Raw genomic sequence first — 15,314 nt, 5'->3', positions numbered from 1 at the left:
TCCACCCCGAAGGGCTTCATCGTTCGACTTGCATGTGTTAAGCACGCCGCCAGCGTTCGTCCTGAGCCAGGATCAAACTCTCCATGAATGTTTACTCGGCCAGTAAATGAATACAGCCGGTGCACACGCACGAAAGAGCGGGCCAGTCACGGTCGGAATATGACCGACTGACCACAACGTCCTCGCTGTGTTTGGTTGCCTGCCAGTGCCCGAAGGCCCGACAGGTCTTTTCAAAGGAACCTCATCCACCGGAGTGGACGGGGTATCAACTTCTGGCGTTGATTTTTGGCACGCTGTTGAGTTCTCAAGGAACGGACGCTTCCTTTGTACTCACCCTGGCGACACTCGCTGGGGCTTTCCTCCGGGCTTTCGTTCTTTCCTGCGTTTCCAACTCTACCAGATCATTTCCGCGCCGTTTCCGGACTTGGATTTGAATTCGGTGGCCGTTGGGGGCCTTTGCCTTTCGGCGCTCCACCACGTTAGCGCTTATCCCCTGCAACTCATAATCGAGCTGTCGGATTCGAATTCGGGCATGCCGAAATCGACCCCGCCAGGGGCACGTCGTAGGTAGTGGGTTGGCCGCTCCCGCGGGGTCTGCGATGGCAGTGCCCCGTTCCAGCGGCTCGGGCTACGTTAGGCGTCGCCAAAGATCGAGTCAAGTTGGGCGGCGGCGCGGCGCGTGGGCGCGGTACGGGCTGACGGTGGGATCGCCGGTGATCCAGTAGCGGTACGGATGGGCCGCGCCGGCGCCGCCCACTCCCGTGCGCGGGCCGTTCCCTACCTGGTCGGGAGGGGTTGCCGTGCCGGCGAGGAGCGACAGGGGGGAATCGGGGCCCCCGCAGAGGTCGGTGCCGTCGAGGGAGCGGTCCACGTCCAGGGCCGTGGCCAGGCGGGCCGGCCCCTTGGCCAGTTCTCGTGGGTTTCTGGCCGTAAGTCGACGTTTGGCGGCCAGGTCGGCGCCCACCGTCACCTCCCCCGCGCGCAGCAGTACGCCGCTCGCGTGGCCCGGGGGGCCGCAGACGAGGTTGAGGCTGAACCACATGCCGTAGATGAAGTAGACGTACGCGTGTCCGGGCGGGCCGAACATCGACGCGTTGCGTGCGGTGCGGCCGCGGTAGGCGTGGGAGCCCGGGTCGGCCTCGCCCTCGTACGCCTCCACCTCCGTGATCCGCAGCTCCACCGGGCCGTCCGGGGTACGGCGGACCAGGGTCCGGCCGAGCAGGTCGGGGGCCACCGTGAGGACCGGGCGGTCGAAGAAGGACCGGGGCAGGGGCGTACGGTCGGGGCGCGCGCTCATCCGGCCGAGCGTAGTGGACCGCGCGCCCGTGCAACCGGGGCCTAAGGTTCCGCAGTGGTAAGGGGTGGGACGGGCGGCCTGTCGGGCCGGCCGCCGCCTTCTCAGATCCGTATCCGTATAGGGGAGATTGACATGGGGTTCAGGAAGCTGCTCGCGAGCCTGGGTGCCGGCGGCGCTTCGGTGGACACGATCATCACCGAGCCGAACGTGGTGCCGGGCGGGATCGTCCAGGGCGAGGTGCGGATCCAGGGCGGGTCCGTGGAGCAGCAGATCGAGGGGCTGTCGGTGGGGCTCCAGGCGCGGGTGGAGGTGGAGGGCGGCGACCACGAGTACAAGCAGGACGTCGTCTTCACCAAGCAGCGCCTCGGCGGTGCCTTCAAGGTGCAGCCGAACGCCCTGCACGTGGTGCCCTTCGCGCTGGAGATCCCGGCGGAGACGCCGATCACCCACTTCGAGGGACACCCCCTGCACGGGATGAGCATCGGGGTGAGCACCGAGCTGGAGATCGCCCGCGCGGTGGACGCCGGTGACCTGGACCCGATCCACGTGCACCCCGTGCCGGCGCAGCAGGCGATCCTCGACGCGTTCCGGCAGCTGGGCTTCTCCTTCCGCAGCGCGGACATGGAGCGGGGGCACATCCGCGGGACGCGCCAGACGCTGCCCTTCTACCAGGAGATCGAGTTCCTGCCTCCGTCGCAGTACCGGGGCCTGAACCAGGTGGAGCTGACCTTCGTCTCGGACGGGCGCGAGATGGACGTCGTGCTGGAGATGGACAAGAAGCCGGGGCTGTTCAGCGAGGGCAGCGACACGTACCGCTGCTTCCAGGTGGGTCTGCACTCGTACGAGGGGACCGACTGGGCCGCGTACCTGAACCAGTGGATCGCCTCGGTCGGTTCGCAGCGCAACTGGTTCTAGTCTCGGGCCCGTAGGACTTCTTCGATCAAGGAGTACATCAGTGACCGAGCGGAACAGGGCTCCTCTTCCCCACGCCTTCCACCCCGAGGTGCCCGCCTTCACGGTGGCCAGTGCCGATCTCGCGCCCGGTGCGGACCTGGGTGACGCGCAGGTGCTGGCGGGCGGGAACGTCTCCCCGCAGCTGCGCTGGGAGGGGTTCCCCGAGGGGACGAAGAGCTTCGCGGTGACCTGCTTCGACCCGGACGCGCCGACGGGCAGCGGGTTCTGGCACTGGGTGCTCTTCGACGTCCCGGCGTCCGTCACCGAACTGCCGGCCGGGGCGGGCAGCGGGAAGTTCGAGGGGCTGCCGGCCGGTGCGGTGCAGGTGCGCAACGACTACGGGACGAAGGACTTCGGCGGTGCGGCCCCGCCGGCCGGGGAGCGGCACCGGTACGTGTTCACGGTGTACGCGGTGGACCGGGAGAAGCTCGGTCCGGACGCGGACGCTTCGTGCGCCGTGGTCGGATTCCATCTGCGGTTCCACGCGCTCGGCCGTGCGCAGCTGATCGGTGAGTACGAGGCGCCGGCGAGCTGATCGTTCTCCCGGCGTTGGCCCGGTCCTGGTCTAAATGAGGCCGGGACCGGGCATTTTTATTGCGTTGTCCCGCGTGGCGCGCGCGGCCAGAGTGGTTGCGGGCCCTGTCGCCAGGGTGGTCGCGGGCCTGCGCACGGGAGGTGGGCGAGATGCGGGACACGCTGGTGCTGAACGCGAGCTTCGAGCCGCTGTCGACGGTGTCGTTGAACCGGGCCGTCGTTCTGGTGCTCCAGGACAAGGCCGTGGTGGAGCAGTCGCATCCCGAGCTGCGTGTGCGCGCGGCCGCGCTGGACCTTCCGATGCCCCGGGTGATCCGGCTGTGCAGGTACGTCCGGGTGCCGTTCCGAAGACATGCTCCCTGGTCGCGGCGGGGGGTGCTGGTCCGTGACCAGCACCGGTGCGCGTACTGCGGGAGGCGTGCGACGACCGTGGACCACGTGCTGCCGAGGGCGCAGGGGGGCGGGGACACCTGGCTGAACACGGTGGCGTCCTGCGCGGAGGACAACCACCGCAAGGCGGCGCGGACGCCGGAGGAGGCGGGGATGCCCCTGCTGCGCAAGCCCTTCGTGCCGTCGCCGGCGGATGCGATGCTGCTCGCGCTGGGGGTGGGCGGGCAGGAGGGGCTGCCCGAGTGGCTGGCGCGCTCCGCCTGATTCGGGTCCGCCCCGTCCGCCCCGTCCGCCCCGTGCGCCGCTCCGTGCCGCGCGCGGGGCGGCGTATTTCTTCTACGTCGTTCAGCGGAGCAGCAGTTGGGCGATGGCCAGGAGGCCGACCGTCACGATGACGCCGCGCAGGACGGTCGGGGAGAGTCGGCGGCCGACCTTGGCGCCGATCTGGCCGCCGATGGTGGAGCCGACGGCGATGAGGAGGACGGCCGTCCAGTCGAACTCGGCGACGAAGAGGAAGAAGACGGCCGCGATGCCGTTGACGAGCGCGGCGATCACGTTCTTGACGGCGTTGATGCGCTGCAGGTCCTCGTGGAGCAGCAGGCCCATCAGGCCGAGGTAGAGGACTCCTTGGGCGGCTCCGAAGTAGCCGCCGTACGCGCTGGCGAGGAACATGCCCGTCAGCAGGGCCGGCCCGCCGTCGGGGTGTCCGGTGTCGCCTCCGGCGGCTTCCTGGCGGCGGCGCAGGGCGGCGGCGAGCTTCGGCTGGAGGACGACGAGGACGAGGGCCAGGCCGATGAGGACGGGCACGATCGTGTCGAAGGAGTCCGACGGCAGGGTCAGGAGCAGGACGGCGCCCGCGAGCCCGCCGACGAGGGAGACGGCGCCGAGCCGCAGGACACGGGCGCGCTGTCCGCGGAGTTCCTTGCGGTAGCCGATGGCTCCGCTGAGGGAACCGGGCACCAGGCCGAGGGTGTTGGAGACGTTGGCGGTCACCGGGGGCAGGCCGGTGGCGAGCAGGACCGGGAAGGTGATGAGGGTGCCGGAACCGACGATGGTGTTGATCGTGCCGGCGCCGATTCCGGCCGCGAGGACCGCGAGTGATTCCCAGATGGACATGGACATGGACGGAGCCATCCCCTTTGTGTGAGTGAGTCGCCTCCCCGCCATGAAGGTCGAGGGGCCTCACCGATCATGCACGAAGGGGAGGGCGGCGTCAGTCGATGGGGGGCTGTTCCCGGCGCTCCGCCGCGCTGTCGGCGCCGGGGGCTCCCTTGCCGGTGTTCTGCGGGTTGAAGCCCGTCGGGCCCCCGCCCAGGGGGCCGAAGTTGCCCATGGCGCCCGAGAGGCCCTTGAGCGCGTCCCCGATCTCGCTGGGCACGATCCAGAGCTTGTTGGCGTCGCCCTCGGCGATCTTCGGGAGCATCTGGAGGTACTGGTAGGCGAGGAGCTTCTGGTCGGCGTCGCCGGCGTGGATGGACTCGAAGACCGTGCGGATGGCCTGGGCCTCGCCCTCGGCCTTGAGGGCGGCGGCCTTGGCCTCGCCCTCGGCGCGCAGGATGGAGGACTGCTTCTCGCCCTCGGCGCGCAGGATCTCCGACTGCCGGACGCCCTCGGCCTGGAGGATCGCGGCGCGCTTGTCGCGGTCGGCGCGCATCTGCTTCTCCATCGAGTCCTGGATGGAGGTCGGCGGCTCGATGGCCTTGAGCTCGACGCGGTTGACGCGGATGCCCCACTTGCCGGTGGCCTCGTCGAGGACCCCGCGCAGCGCCGCGTTGATCTCCTCGCGGGAGGTGAGGGTCCGTTCCAGGTCCATGCCGCCGATGATGTTGCGCAGCGTGGTGACGGTGAGCTGCTCGATGGCCTGGATGTAGCTGGCCACTTCGTACGTCGCGGCGCGGGCGTCGGTCACCTGGTAGTAGATGACGGTGTCGATGTTGACGACCAGGTTGTCCTGGGTGATGACCGGCTGCGGCGGGAACGGGACGACCTGCTCGCGGAGGTCGATCCGGTTGCGGATGGAGTCGATGAACGGGACGACTATGTTGAGGCCCGCGTTGAGGGTGCGCGTGTAGCGGCCGAACCGCTCGACGATGGCCGCGCTGGCCTGCGGGATCACCTGGATCGTCTTGACCAGGGCGATGAAGACCAGTACCACCAGGATGATCAGGACGATGATGATCGGTTGCATGCGGTTCCCCGTGCCCTTCCGGCTGTCTGTGCTGCCCCGTTGAACGGAGTCTCGCAGACCCCGGGGCCGCGGGTGGGCTGCTTGCTCACATGACGACCGCGGTCGCGCCGTCGATGTCCACGACGTCGACGGACTGGCCGGGTTCGAAACTGGTGTGGGAGTCGAGCGTCCGGGCGGACCAGACCTCGCCGGCGAGCTTGATGCGGCCGCCGCTGCCGTCGACCCGTTCGAGCACGACGGCGCTCCTGCCCTTCAAGGCCTCGATGCCGGTGCGGTGTTGGGGCCGCTGGTCGCGGTGCCGGTTGGCGATCGGCCGGACGACGGCGATCAGTGCGACCGAGACGGCGACGAAGACCAGGACCTGGGCCACCGCTCCCCCGCCGAGGGCCGCCGTGACGGCGGCGGCGACGGCGCCGACGGCGAACATGCCGAACTCCGGCATCGCGGTGAGGACGAGGGGGATGCCCAGTCCGACCGCGCCGATGAGCCACCACACCCATGCGTCGATGTCCACATGGTCATGGTAGGTCGGGTGGGCGCGGCCTGGACAGGGCGCGAAGGCCATCCTCCGGGCGCCGGGGTGCGTCAGCGCAGGGGCAGGCCCTGGGCGGTCCAGCGGTCGTGCTCGTTGCGCTCGACGACCAGCGGGAGCCCGAAGCAGAGCGACAGGTTGCGCGAGGTCAGCTCCAGGTCGATGGGGCCGGCGGTGACGACCTTGCCCTGGCGGATCATCAGGACGTGGGTGAAGCCGGGGGCGATCTCCTCGACGTGGTGCGTGACCATGACCATGGACGGGGCCATGGGGTCGCGGGCCAGGCGGCCGAGGCGGCGGACGAGGTCCTCGCGGCCGCCGAGGTCGAGGCCGGCGGCGGGCTCGTCGAGCAGGAGCAGCTCGGGGTCGGTCATCAGGGCGCGGGCGATCAGGGTGCGCTTGCGCTCGCCCTCGGAGAGGGTGCCGAACTTGCGGTCGAGGTAGTCGGACATGCCGAGGCGGTCGAGGAAGGCGCGGGCGCGCTGCTCGTCGATCTCCTCGTACTCCTCCTGCCAGGTCGCGGTCATGCCGTAGGCGGCGGTGAGCACGGTCTGCAGGACGGTCTGCCGCTTGGGGAGCTTGTCGGCGAGCGCGATGCCGGCGACGCCGATGCGCGGGCGCAGCTCGAAGACGTCGCTGCCGGGCTTGCCGAGGGTGCTGCCGAGGATGGTGGCCGTGCCCTTGGTGGGGAAGAGGTAGCTGGAGGCGAGGTTCAGCAGCGTGGTCTTGCCGGCGCCGTTGGGGCCGAGGATGACCCAGCGCTCCCCCTCCTTCACCGACCAGGAGACCTGGTCCACCAGAGCCCGGCCCTCGCGGACCACGGATACGTCCACCAGCTCCAGAACATCGCTCATGAGCGTGTTGTCACCCCTTGCAGTCACGGTTCTCTGTGCGCCGGCAGGCGCAGCCCCAGGGGAAAACCCCAGGGGAAAACCTACGCCACTCGGGGAGGGGTCCGGGCCCCAGGCCCGGTACGGGGCCGGATCCGTAAAGTGGGGGGATGCTTTTCGAACCGCGTTCAGGGCGGCTGGCCGCCTGGGGGAACGCTCTGCTGGCCGGTCGTGTCTCGCCCGACGAGGCCGCGTCGTCGATCGTGGGCGAGGACGCCGTGCACCGCGTGGCGGGGCTGCCGGGCGAGCCGGGTCCGGTGGGGCTCACGCTGGCGCTGGGGCGGCTGCGCGCTCTGGGGGTGACGGGGATGCGGGTGGCGCTGCCGGCGCCGGGGCATCCGCTGGGCCTGAGCGGGCCGCCGGAGTTCAACGCGCGGGCGCTGGAGGCCGAGGAGGCGGTGGTGTGCGCGGGGGCGGCCCTGGGGCTGGTGCCGGAGGTCGAGGAGGCCGGTCCGGCGGGCGACGTGCACGTCTCGGTGGTGTGGCGGTGCCTGCCGGTGCGGGAGGCCCCGCCGGCGGACGTGCCGTCGCTGGGTGAGGCGGAGCGGGAGCTGGCCGAGGCGCTGCGCGAGGCGACGGTGGTGCTGACGCGGCTGGACGTGGCGGCGTCGGGGCCGGTGGCCGAGGCGGCGCTGTCGGCGTACCGGGCGCGGGCGGAGGCGGGCCGGGAGGTGCTGGCGCCCGGGTATCCGGCGCGGGCGGTGCGGGTGCTGGCGCTGGCGCAGCGGGTGGACCTGCTGGTGTCGCTGGCGTACGAGCGGGGGCACGGGGGTGCGGTGGCGGCCTCGGAGATGGCGGCGCGGGCCGATGCCCTGCGGCCGGTGGAGCGGGTGGCCCGGCGGGCGCTGGTGGCGGCGTACAACGCTCCGGTGGAGGAGCGCGAGCGCTAGGAGGCCCCCGCGGGCCGGGTACGCCGCGGCCCCGCTTCCCGGGGAGAGGGGGGAGGCGGGGCCGCAGGTCGGGGGGTGGGGTCAGCTGTTGACGCCCGTGTTGCCGAAGGCACCGTTGAGCAGGCCGATGACGTTGGCGGTGTTGCCGACCACGTTCACGGGGACGTGCACGGGGACCTGGACCAGGTTCCCGGAGACCACGCCGGGCGAGTTCAGGGCCTCGCCCTCCGCGGACGCACCGCCGTGCGCCGAGGAGACACCGGCGCCGAGGGCGACGAGCCCGCCCGCGATCATGGTGACGGCTGCGGCCTTCTTGTAGTTCTTCACTTCTCGTCCTCCAGTACGTCTGCCGCGGCCAGCCGCCGCGGCACGCCATGGAGAACGCTCCCCCCGCCGGCCGGATACGCCATGTGGGCTACATACACCCGACCGTATGAATCTCGGTTCAGCCCATGACCTGCCCGGGGCCGCGCCCGCTCAGCGGGTGATCCCGTGCCTGACCGCCCACAACGCGGCCTGCGTGCGGTCGGAGAGGTCCAGCTTCATCAGGATGTTCGAGACGTGCGTCTTGACGGTCTTCTCGGACAGGACCAGGGCCCGGGCGATCTCGCGGTTGGAGCGGCCGTCGGCGATCAGGCCCAGCACCTCGCGCTCGCGGTCGGTGAGGGAGCCCGGGCGGCCGGCCGGGGCGCCCTGGTCGTCCTGGGCGGCGAGCAGGGCCTCGGCGACCTCCGGCTGGAGGAGCACGTGCCCGGCGTGGACGGAGCGGATGGCGCCGGCCAGGGCGTCGGGGTCGATGTCCTTGTAGAGGTATCCGGCGGCTCCGGCCCGCAGGGCGGGGACCACGGTCCGCTGCTCCGTGAAGCTGGTGACGATGAGGACCCGGGCGGGGTTGCCGAGGTCGCGCAGGCGGCGCAGGGCCTCGATGCCGTCGGTGCCCGGCATGGTGACGTCCATCAGGATGACGTCGGGCCGCAGCTCCTCCGCGCGGGCGGTGCCCTCCGCCCCGTCGGCGGCCTCGCCCACGACCTCGATGTCCTCCTGTACCTCCAGGAAGGTGCGCAGGCCGCGCCGGACCACCTGGTGGTCGTCGACGAGCAGGACGCGGATGCGGCCGGGGGTGTCAACCACCGGGGACCTCCATCTCGATCGTGGTGCCCGCTCCGGGCTCGGAGCGGACCTCCAGCCGGCCGCCGGCGCCCGCCGCGCGGTCCCGCATGGAGACCAGTCCCAGGTGGCGGCCGGCCTTGCGGACGGTGGGAGGGGAGAAGCCGCGTCCCCAGTCCCGCACGCGCAGGACGGCCCCGCCGTCGGGGGCCCGGGCGAGGGCGACCTCGACGCGGTCCGCCCCGGAGTGGCGCAGGGCGTTGTGGAGGGCCTCCTGGGCGACGCGCAGCAGTGCCTCCTCCTGGGCCGCGGGCAGGGCCCGTACGCCGTCGCAGGTGAAGGTGACGCGGGCGGCGTGGGCGCGGTCCAGGACGCGGACGTGGTTGCGCAGGGTCGCGACGAGGCCGTCCTCGTCGAGGGCGGCCGGGCGCAGCTCGGTCACGGCGGCGCGCAGCTCGTCGGCGGCCTCGGCGGCGAGGGCGGCGACCTGTTGGAGCTCGCCCTTGGCGCGGGCGGGGTCGCGGTCGACGAGGGCGGCGGCGGCCTGGGCGGTCAGGCGCAGGGAGAACAGCTTCTGGCTGACGGCGTCGTGCAGCTCGTGGGCGAGGCGGGAGCGCTCCTCGGCGATGGTGAGCTCGCGGCTGCGCTCGTAGAGGCGGGCGTTGGTGAGGGCGATGGCGGCGTGCTGGGCGAGGAGGGAGAGGAGTTCCTCGTCCTCGTCGGTGAAGCCCGGCTCCCGGCCGGGGGCCGTCCTCTTGTTGGCGAGGAAGAGGGCGCCGAGGGTCTCCTCGCCGTCGCGGACGGGCAGGCCGAGGAAGTCGGACATGTCGGGGTGGGCTGCGGGCCAGCCCTCGAAGCGGGGGTCCAGGCGGACGTCGGCCAGGCGCTGGGGGGCTTCCTGGTGGAGCATCGCGGCGAGGATGCCGTGCTGGCGGGGCAGGGGGCCGATGCGGCGCCACTGGTCCTCGGTGACGCCGTCGACGACGAACTGGGCGAAGCCGCCGTGGTCGTCGGGGACGCCCAGGGCCGCGTACTCGGCGTCGAGCAGCTCGCGGGCCGAGACGACGATCGTGCGCAGGACGTCCTGGACCTCCAGCCGGCGGCTCATGGCGAGCAGGGCGGTGCTGACGGCCGCGAGCCCGGTGCAGGGTCCGTTGTGCATGGGGTCACCGTACCGGCGGCCCTGACCTGCGGGATCGGGCTCCGGTCGTAGGTCTTCGGGCCGGGTGGCGTACGGCCCGGGGAGGGGTTCGGGGCCGGTGTGTCCGCCCTGGGGAGGAGGCGGGGCGCCGTCGGGCCCGCCTGGAGGCGGACTCCGGTCACGCAGGGCATTGCTGCTGCAACTCAGGGTGAGACCGTCACAGGTTCGGTGTGAGGCCCGGCATAGGACGCACATCACTTACGAAGCCGCCTAGTGGAGACGTAAAGGCCGCGTCAGTGCTGCGCGGACTGGCCTCCGGGCCGAAAGTCCCGTGCCCGGCGGGGGCCCTGATCCACTACCGGGGATCGTACGTCACACCTTTGCCACAGGATTTTGCCGCCGCTAAGAATGGCTGCCGTCGCAAGGCGTCGAGGGATCCCGGATCCGCCCGGCGCCTTCCTGCGGCCCCCGCTATTCGAAGAGGTTGCCCCGCATGTCTGCTTCCAGCACTCCCGGTCACAGTCGTCTGACGAAGGCGTACAAGCTGTCGATCGCCGGTGTCGCCACCCTCGGTGCCGCCGCGCTCGCCTTCTCCGTCGTCCCGGCCGGCAACGGCGCCCAGGAGACGCAGCAGACGGTGGCCGTCGCCCCGGTGGCGTGGACCCAGTCGATCCAGCAGAACCTCGGCGCCCAGCACGCCGTAGCGGACCAGAAGGCCAAGGACGCGGCGAAGGCCCAGGCCGAGGCGCAGGCGAAGAAGGACCGCGAGGCCAAGGAGGCGGCCAGCCGCTCCGCCGCCCGCACCCCGGTCTTCGCGAACAACCTGGACGGCTGGATCAAGGAAGCCCTCTTCATCATGAAGCGCGAGGGCATTCCCGGCACCTACTCCGGCATCCACCGCAACATCATGCGCGAGTCCAGCGGCAACCCCCGCGCGATCAACCTGTGGGACATCAACGCGAAGAACGGCATCCCCTCGAAGGGCCTGCTCCAGGTCATCCAGCCGACCTTCAACACGTACCACGTCAAGGGCACCAAGTTCGACCTGTACGACCCGGTCGCGAACATCGTCGCCGCGTGCAACTACGCCGCCGACCGCTACGGCTCGATGGACAACGTGAACAGCGCCTACTAGGCCCTGCGCACCCCCGCACCCCCCATGCGCCTCAGGGCGGCCCCCGGACGTTCCGGGTGCCGCCCTGAGGCGTCTCGTCGTGCCGGGCCGCGCGGGTCCGGCACGACGTGCGGTGCCTACTTGCGCATGACCTCGGGCTCGTGGCGGCGCAGCAGGCGCGCCACGGCGAAGCCGCAGACCACGCCCTGCAGCAGCAGGACGATGACGTCGATGAACCACTGGCCGGTGGTGTGGTCCCACAGCGGGTCGGTGTTGGTGGGGTTCTGCATGTCCCACGGCGCCATGAGCCTGCCCAGGTCCAGGGTGGTGCCGGCGGCGCCGACGGCCCAGCGGGAGGGCATCAGGTAGGCGAACTGCTCCAGGCCGACCTTGTCGTACAGCTGGAACAGGATGCCGGTGAAGACGACCTGGACGATCGCGAACATCACGAGCAGCGGCATGGTCTTCTCGGCGGTCTTCACCAGCGAGGAGATCACCAGGCCGAACATCATCGCGGTGATGCCGAGCGCGGTCACCGAGACGCAGAGCTCGACGGCCGGGTTCATGAACAGGCCCTCGGCCGGCAGCTTGCGCGGGGTGAAGGCGATGGCGCAGATGATCGCGCCCTGGATGATCGTGATCACGCTGAGGACGATCACCTTCGACATGAGGTACGCCGACCGGGACAGGCCGGTCGCGCGCTCCCGCTCGTAGATGACGCGTTCCTTGATCAGCTCACGGACCGAGTTGGCCGCGCCCGAGAAGCACATGCCGACCGCGAGGATCAGGGTGATCGTGCCCGCGTCGCCGTTGAAGCGGGACGGCGGGGTCGGCGGGGCCAGGCCGAACTTCGCGGGGATCACCGTGGACACGATGCCCAGGACCGCCGGCAGCAGCACCATCAGGGCGAGGAAGCCCTTGTCGGAGGCGATCACCGAGACGTAGCGGCGGATCAGCGTCCACAGCTGCGAGCCCCAGGCCTGCGGCTTCGGCGGGATCATCTGCCGCGGCGGCATCGCGACCTGCTGCGGGGCGACCGCGTCGAGGTCGGCGGCGTACAGCTGGTAGTGCCGGGAGCCCCTCCAGCGGCCGGCCCAGTCGTAGTCGCGGTAGTTCTCGAAGGCGGAGAACACGTCGGCCCAGGTGGTGTAGCCGAAGAAGTTCAGCGCCTCGTCCGGCGGCCCGAAGTAGGCGACGGACCCGCCCGGGGCCATGACCAGCAGCTTGTCGCAGAGGGCCAGCTCGGCGACGGAGTGGGTCACGACGAGGACCGTGCGGCCGTCGTTGGCGAGGGTGCGCAGCAGCTGCATGACGTCGCGGTCCATGCCCGGGTCGAGGCCGGAGGTCGGCTCGTCCAGGAAGATCAGCGAGGGCTTGGTGAGCAGCTCCAGGGCCACGGACACGCGCTTGCGCTGACCACCCGAGAGCGAGGTGATCTTCTTGTCCTTGTGGATGTCGAGCTTGAGCTCGCGCAGCACCTCGTCGATGCGGGCGTCGCGCTCGGCCTCGGCGGTGTCGCCCGGGAAGCGGAGCTTGGCCGCGTACTTCAGGGCGGTCGAGACCTTCAGCTCCTTGTGCAGGATGTCGTCCTGCGGGACCAGGCCGATGCGCTGGCGGAGCTCCGCGAACTGCTTGTACAGGTTGCGGTTGTCGTAGAGGACGTCGCCCTGGTCGGCGGGCCGGTAGCCGGTGAGCGCCTTCAGGAGCGTCGACTTGCCGGAGCCGGAGGGGCCGATGACGCCGATGAGCGACTTCTCCGGGACGCCGAAGGTGACGTCCTTGAGGATCTGCTTGCCACCGTCGACCGTGACCGTGAGGTGGCGGGCCGAGAAGGAGACGTCACCGGTGTCGACGAACTCCTCGAGGCGGTCGCCGACGATCCGGAAGGTCGAGTGGCCGACGCCGACGATGTCGGTGGGGCCGAGCAGCGCGCTGCCGGACTTCTGCAGGGGCTGGCCGTTGACGTAGGTGCCGTTGTGGCTGCCGAGGTCGTGGATCTCGAAGCGGCCGTTGGTGGAGCGGAACTCCGCGTGGTGGCGCGAGACCTGGAGGTCGGAGACGACGAGCTCGTTCTCCAGGGCACGGCCGATGCGCATGACGCGGCCGACGGCGATCTGGTGGAACGTCGTCGGGCTGCGGTGGTCGCTGCTGTAGCCGGGCGCCGCGGACTGCTGCGGAACGCCGCCCTGCTGCTGCGGCACGAACGGCTGCTGCTGGTGCTGCTGGTGCTGCTGCGGGGCCTGGTGCTGCTGCGGCTGGTGGTGCTGCGGCTGCTGCTGGTGGGCCTGCTGCTGGTCCCAGGCGGGCTGCTGCTGCGGCTGCTGGGCCGGCGGCTGGAACGCCGGGGCCTGGCCCTGCGCGGCCGGGGCCTGGTAGGCCGGCTGCTGCTGGGCCGCCATGCCGGCGCTCGGATTCAGCCGCGGGCCGTCCGTCGCGTTGCCCAGGTGGACCGGCGTTCCGGGCACGAGCTCCGTCTGCTGGACCCGCGCGCCGTGCACGTAGGTGCCGTTGGTGCTGCCGTGGTCCTCGATGGCCCAAACCCGGCCGTTCCAGCTGATGGTGGCGTGTCGCCAGGACACGCGGGCGTCATCGATCACCACGTCTCCCTGGGGATCGCGCCCCAGCGAGTACGACCTGGACGGATCGAGCGTCCAGGTCCTTCCGTTCAATTCCAGTACGAGTTCCGGCACTCCAGCCCCACTTAAGGTCCCCCGAGAATCCCCCTGGCGTCCAGGGAGAACGACGTCAGGGAGTCTAGGGATGGCGAACATCCGGGGGAACTATTTCAGGCCTGGGGCCACATGTGGAATCCGGGCCTTCCACAGGCCTCCGGGGTCCGCCCGTTGACGGGGTCGAAAGGCACCCGGAGAGTGAAATACAGGACTTCTCGCCGCCCCGGCCCGGCCGGGCACGCACCGGCGGGCTCCCGCGGCGACCGGTCGGCCCGGCCGTCCCGGTCCCGCTGCGCGGAGCCTCACGCGCGGCGGTGCGGGCGGTGCGGGAGGGACAGGTCGTTCAGAACGTGGGACGGACGGCCCGGGTGGGGGGCCGGGCAGATACGGTGAGGGCACCATGAGCGCTTCGCAGACCTCCGACGTCCCCACCCTCCTCGTCAAGATCTTCGGCAAGGACCGTCCCGGGATCACCGCCGGGCTAATGGACACCCTCGCCGCCTACTCCGTCGACGTCGTCGACATCGAGCAGGTCGTCACCCGTGGCCGCATCGTCCTGTGCGTCCTCGTCACCAAGCCCGCCGCCGGCTCCGAGGGCGAGCTGCGGGCCACCGTCCACAGCTGGGCCGAGTCGCTGAAGCTGTCGGCCGAGATCATCTCCGGTACCGGTGACAACCGCCCGCGCGGTGTCGGCCGGTCCCACGTCACCGTGCTCGGGAACCCGCTCACCGCGGAGTCCACCGCCACCATCGCCGCCCGGATCACCGCGACCGGCGGCAACATCGACCGTATCTTCCGGCTCGCGAAGTACCCGGTGACGGCGGTCGAGTTCGCCGTCTCCGGCGCCGAGACGGAGCCGCTGCGCACCGCCCTGGCGACCACCGCCGCCCAGATCGGCGTCGACGTGGCCGTGGTCTCGGCGGGGCTGCACCGCCGGGCGCAGCGGCTGGTGGTCATGGACGTGGACTCGACCCTGATCCAGGACGAGGTCATCGAGCTGTTCGCCGCGCACGCCGGCTGCGAGGCCGAGGTCGCCGAGGTGACCGAGCGGGCCATGCGCGGGGAGCTGGACTTCGAGCAGTCCCTGCACGCCCGGGTCGCGCTGCTGGCGGGGCTGGACGAGTCCGTCGTGGAGAAGGTCCGCTCGGAGGTGCGGCTGACCCCCGGCGCCCGGACCCTGGTGCGGACGCTGAAGACCCTCGGCTACCAGGTCGGCGTGGTCTCGGGCGGGTTCACCCAGGTCACCGACGACCTGCGCGAGCAGCTGGGGCTGGACTTCGCCCAGGCCAACACCCTGGAGATCGTCGACGGGAAGCTGACCGGCAAGGTCACCGGTGAGATCGTGGACCGGGCCGGCAAGGCCCGGCTGCTGCGCCGCTTCGCCTCGGAGGCCGGGGTGCCGCTGGCCCAGACGGTCGCGATCGGTGACGGTGCGAACGACCTGGACATGCTGAACGCGGCCGGTCTGGGCGTGGCCTTCAACGCGAAGCCGGTGGTCCGCGAGGCGGCCCACACCGCCGTGAACGTGCCGTTCCTGGACGCCGTGCTCTACCTGCTCGGCATCACCCGTGAGGAAGTGGAAGCGGCCGACCTGGCCTGAGCGGC

15 protein-coding genes and 1 rRNA gene are annotated in these 15,314 nt (G+C 71.0%); 6 read left to right on the top strand and 10 right to left on the bottom strand.

Annotated elements, in window-relative coordinates; all coding sequences use genetic code 11:
- Together ACIRBY_RS11870 and ACIRBY_RS11865 are read right to left on the bottom strand one after the other, a co-directional pair.
- Nucleotides 1-88: ribosomal RNA gene (locus ACIRBY_RS11870) — 16S ribosomal RNA — on the bottom strand; the annotation flags it as partial.
- A gap of 567 nt (nt 89-655) precedes the next feature.
- Complete coding sequence (locus tag ACIRBY_RS11865; protein ID WP_403899545.1) at nt 656-1,297, bottom strand: DNA-3-methyladenine glycosylase; 642 nt, start codon at nt 1,295-1,297, stop codon at nt 656-658.
- Between the two features lie 132 nt (nt 1,298-1,429).
- Here ACIRBY_RS11865 and ACIRBY_RS11860 point away from each other — a divergent pair, with 132 nt between their 5' ends.
- The 3 genes from ACIRBY_RS11860 to ACIRBY_RS11850 all read left to right on the top strand — a co-directional run bounded on the left by ACIRBY_RS11860 (nt 1,430) and on the right by ACIRBY_RS11850 (nt 3,439).
- Nucleotides 1,430-2,212, top strand: coding sequence for a sporulation protein (locus ACIRBY_RS11860; protein WP_403899542.1), 783 nt, complete (start codon nt 1,430-1,432; stop codon nt 2,210-2,212).
- A 40-nt stretch (nt 2,213-2,252) separates the two neighbouring features.
- Nucleotides 2,253-2,786, top strand: a complete 534-nt coding sequence (locus tag ACIRBY_RS11855; protein WP_403899539.1) for a YbhB/YbcL family Raf kinase inhibitor-like protein — start codon at nt 2,253-2,255, stop codon at nt 2,784-2,786.
- Between the two features lie 149 nt (nt 2,787-2,935).
- On the top strand, nt 2,936-3,439 hold the full coding sequence (locus tag ACIRBY_RS11850) for an HNH endonuclease (RefSeq protein ID WP_403899536.1): 504 nt from the start codon (nt 2,936-2,938) through the stop codon (nt 3,437-3,439).
- Nucleotides 3,440-3,520: 81 nt separating this feature from the next.
- Here ACIRBY_RS11850 and ACIRBY_RS11845 read toward each other — a convergent pair whose 3' ends face one another.
- The 4 genes from ACIRBY_RS11845 to ACIRBY_RS11830 form a co-directional block, all read right to left on the bottom strand.
- A complete protein-coding gene (locus ACIRBY_RS11845) occupies nt 3,521-4,291 on the bottom strand; it encodes a sulfite exporter TauE/SafE family protein (RefSeq protein ID WP_403899626.1) in 771 nt (256 codons plus the stop codon).
- 97 nt (nt 4,292-4,388) lie between these two features.
- The gene (locus ACIRBY_RS11840) at nt 4,389-5,363 is read right to left on the bottom strand and encodes an SPFH domain-containing protein (RefSeq protein ID WP_403899534.1); all 975 of its coding nucleotides are present in this window, start codon (nt 5,361-5,363) and stop codon (nt 4,389-4,391) included.
- A gap of 85 nt (nt 5,364-5,448) precedes the next feature.
- Nucleotides 5,449-5,877: an NfeD family protein gene (locus ACIRBY_RS11835; RefSeq protein WP_403899531.1), complete on the bottom strand. Its 429-nt coding sequence runs from the start codon at nt 5,875-5,877 to the stop codon at nt 5,449-5,451.
- Nucleotides 5,878-5,948: 71 nt separating this feature from the next.
- Nucleotides 5,949-6,749: an ABC transporter ATP-binding protein gene (locus ACIRBY_RS11830; protein WP_403899528.1), complete on the bottom strand. Its 801-nt coding sequence runs from the start codon at nt 6,747-6,749 to the stop codon at nt 5,949-5,951.
- A 146-nt stretch (nt 6,750-6,895) separates the two neighbouring features.
- On the opposite strand from ACIRBY_RS11830, the gene ACIRBY_RS11825 reads away from it, so the two are divergent.
- The gene (locus tag ACIRBY_RS11825) at nt 6,896-7,675 is read left to right on the top strand and encodes a hypothetical protein (protein ID WP_403899525.1); all 780 of its coding nucleotides are present in this window, start codon (nt 6,896-6,898) and stop codon (nt 7,673-7,675) included.
- A gap of 81 nt (nt 7,676-7,756) precedes the next feature.
- Here the strand turns inward: ACIRBY_RS11825 and ACIRBY_RS11820 are convergent, their stop codons facing one another.
- The 3 genes from ACIRBY_RS11820 to ACIRBY_RS11810 all read right to left on the bottom strand — a co-directional run bounded on the left by ACIRBY_RS11820 (nt 7,757) and on the right by ACIRBY_RS11810 (nt 9,944).
- The gene (locus ACIRBY_RS11820) at nt 7,757-8,002 is read right to left on the bottom strand and encodes a chaplin (RefSeq protein WP_403899522.1); all 246 of its coding nucleotides are present in this window, start codon (nt 8,000-8,002) and stop codon (nt 7,757-7,759) included.
- Nucleotides 8,003-8,152: 150 nt separating this feature from the next.
- Complete coding sequence (locus ACIRBY_RS11815) at nt 8,153-8,806, bottom strand: response regulator (protein WP_403899519.1); 654 nt, start codon at nt 8,804-8,806, stop codon at nt 8,153-8,155.
- Complete coding sequence (locus ACIRBY_RS11810) at nt 8,799-9,944, bottom strand: GAF domain-containing sensor histidine kinase (RefSeq protein WP_403899516.1); 1,146 nt, start codon at nt 9,942-9,944, stop codon at nt 8,799-8,801. Before ACIRBY_RS11810 ends, ACIRBY_RS11815 begins: the two co-directional genes overlap by 8 nt.
- Nucleotides 9,945-10,416: 472 nt before the next feature.
- Between ACIRBY_RS11810 and ACIRBY_RS11805 the strand changes: the two genes are divergently transcribed.
- Nucleotides 10,417-11,058: a transglycosylase SLT domain-containing protein gene (locus ACIRBY_RS11805; protein WP_403899513.1), complete on the top strand. Its 642-nt coding sequence runs from the start codon at nt 10,417-10,419 to the stop codon at nt 11,056-11,058.
- 116 nt (nt 11,059-11,174) lie between these two features.
- Here the strand turns inward: ACIRBY_RS11805 and ACIRBY_RS11800 are convergent, their stop codons facing one another.
- A complete protein-coding gene (locus tag ACIRBY_RS11800; protein ID WP_403899511.1) occupies nt 11,175-13,727 on the bottom strand; it encodes an FHA domain-containing protein in 2,553 nt (850 codons plus the stop codon).
- A 382-nt stretch (nt 13,728-14,109) separates the two neighbouring features.
- Between ACIRBY_RS11800 and serB the strand changes: the two genes are divergently transcribed.
- A complete protein-coding gene (serB, locus tag ACIRBY_RS11795; protein ID WP_403899508.1) occupies nt 14,110-15,309 on the top strand; it encodes a phosphoserine phosphatase SerB in 1,200 nt (399 codons plus the stop codon).
- Nucleotides 15,310-15,314 lie beyond the last annotated feature (5 nt).

Origin of the sequence: Streptomyces sp. NPDC096136 (genome assembly GCF_044763325.1) — a bacterium.
Lineage (GTDB): Bacteria > Actinomycetota > Actinomycetes > Streptomycetales > Streptomycetaceae > Streptomyces.
Note: the sequence above shows the minus strand (reverse complement) of the source record. Positions and strands in the feature narration are given on the sequence as shown.